This window comes from Cupriavidus sp. WS (assembly GCF_000395345.1).
GTDB lineage: Bacteria > Pseudomonadota > Gammaproteobacteria > Burkholderiales > Burkholderiaceae > Cupriavidus > Cupriavidus basilensis_B.
In genome coordinates this window covers 1-2,010 of the sequence record NZ_AQPL01000559.1, presented here as the reverse complement: position 1 = coordinate 2,010, position 2,010 = coordinate 1, and the positions used below count along the sequence as shown (strand labels likewise).

Genomic DNA, 2,010 nt, shown 5'->3' with positions numbered 1-2,010 from the left:
ACTTTGATGTTGACTTTGACGTTAAGCAGTTAATTAGTTGACCTTGAATTTAAGAAGTTGACGTTAAACCAGTCCCGCAAAGGAAAAAATCCCAAAGAAAAAACCCGCGAGAAATCGCGGGTTTTTTCTTGAGGGCCCAGTTCCAGACCGAATCCCCAAAAACCTTAATCCGTCACCGCCCCCTTGCTCGCCGTCGACGCCAGCTTGGCGAACTTGGCCAGCACGCCGCGCGTGTACCGCGGTGCCGGCTGCTTCCATTCGGCGCGGCGCTTGGCCAGTTCTTCATCGCTCACGTTGAGCTGCAGCAACAGCTTGTGCGCGTCGATGGTGACGGAGTCGCCTTCGCGCACCAGCGCGATGTTGCCGCCCACGTGCGCTTCGGGCGCGACGTGGCCGACCACCATGCCCCAGGTGCCGCCGGAGAAGCGGCCGTCGGTGATGAAGCCGACCGACTCACCCAGGCCCTTGCCGATGATGGCGGAGGTGGGGGCCAGCATCTCGGGCATGCCCGGGCCGCCCTTGGGGCCGAGGTAGCGCAGCACCAGGATGTCGCCGGCGTTGATCTTGTCGGCCAGGATGGCGTCCATCGCGCTTTGCTCGTCCTCGAACACGCGCGCCGGGCCGGTGATGACCGGGTTCTTCAGGCCGGTGATCTTGGCGACCGCGCCTTCCTCGGCCAGGTTGCCCTTGAGGATGGCGAGGTGGCCTTCCTTGTACAGCGCCTTCTCGATCGGCAGGATCACGTCCTGGTCGGCGCGCGGGGTGTCGGGCACGTTTTCCAGTTCCTCGGCCAGGGTGCGGCCGGTGATGGTCAGGCAGTCGCCATGCAGCAGGCCGGCCTTGAGCAGGATCTTCATCACTTGCGGGATGCCGCCGGCGCGGTGCAGGTCGGTCGCCACGTACTGGCCCGAGGGCTTGAGGTTGCAGATCACCGGGACCTTGCGGCGGACGCGCTCGAAGTCGTCGATGGTCCATTCCACCTCGGCCGAGTGGGCGATCGCCAGGTAGTGCAGCACGGCGTTGGTGGAGCCGCCGGTGGCCATGATCAGCGAGACCGCGTTCTCGATCGACTTGCGCGTGATGATGTCGCGCGGCTTGATGTCCTTCTTGATGGCCTCGACCAGCACGCGCGCCGATTCGGCGGCGCTGTCGACCTTTTCCTGGTCGGGGTTGGCCATCGTCGACGAGTACAGCAGCGACATGCCCAGCGCCTCGAACGAGGAGCTCATGGTGTTGGCGGTGTACATGCCGCCGCACGAGCCCGAGGTCGGGCAGGCGTTCTTTTCCACGCCCTCGAAGTCTTCCTGGCTCAGGCGCCCGGCGGTGAATTCGCCCACGGCCTCGAACGACGACACGATGGTCAGGTCCTTGCCCTTCCAGTTGCCCGGCTTGATGGTGCCGCCGTAGACGTAGATGCCCGGCACGTTGGTGCGCGCCAGCGCGATCATGCCGCCCGGCATGTTCTTGTCGCAGCCGCCGATCACCACCACGCCGTCCATCCACTGGCCCTGCGCCGCGGTCTCGATGCAGTCGGCGATGACTTCGCGCGAGATCAGCGAGTACTTCATGCCCTCGGTGCCCATCGACATGCCGTCCGAGATGGTCGGCGTGCCGAAGATCTGCGGGTTGGCGCCGGCGTCCTTGATGGCGGCCACGGCCGCGTCGGCCAGGCGCTGCAGGCCCGAGTTGCACGGCGTGATGGTCGAGTGGCCGTTGGCGATGCCCACCATCGGCTTGTCGAAGTCTTCCTTCTTGTAGCCGAGCGCGTAGTACATCGAGCGGTTGGGGGAGCGCGCCACGCCTTGCGTGATGTGCTGCGAGCGTTTGTTGAACGTCATGGGGAATCTCCGGGGGAATGGGTGCTGGCCGGCGCGGTGGTTCGGGGTGGCCTGAACCCCGCGCGGGCGTCTGCCGTGTTGTGGGCGAAAGCATGCCGCTTGCGTTTTATCGTGTCAAATATATTATTCAACCTCTATTGAGTCGAAAAAAATATCAGGAGCCCGATTGGAC

1 protein-coding gene is annotated in these 2,010 nt (G+C 64.0%); it reads right to left on the bottom strand.

Annotated features, from left to right (window positions below):
• Positions 1–164 precede the first annotated feature (164 nt).
• Complete coding sequence (gene ilvD / locus K206_RS0134485) at positions 165–1,838, bottom strand: dihydroxy-acid dehydratase (protein WP_020206828.1); 1,674 nt, start codon at positions 1,836–1,838, stop codon at positions 165–167.
• Positions 1,839–2,010 lie beyond the last annotated feature (172 nt).

What these genes read in the sequence shown, in the direction of transcription:
- ilvD (WP_020206828.1), bottom strand. Translation starts at nt 1,838, where the DNA reads ATGACGTTCAACAAACGCTCGCAGCACATCACGCAAGGCGTGGCGCGC.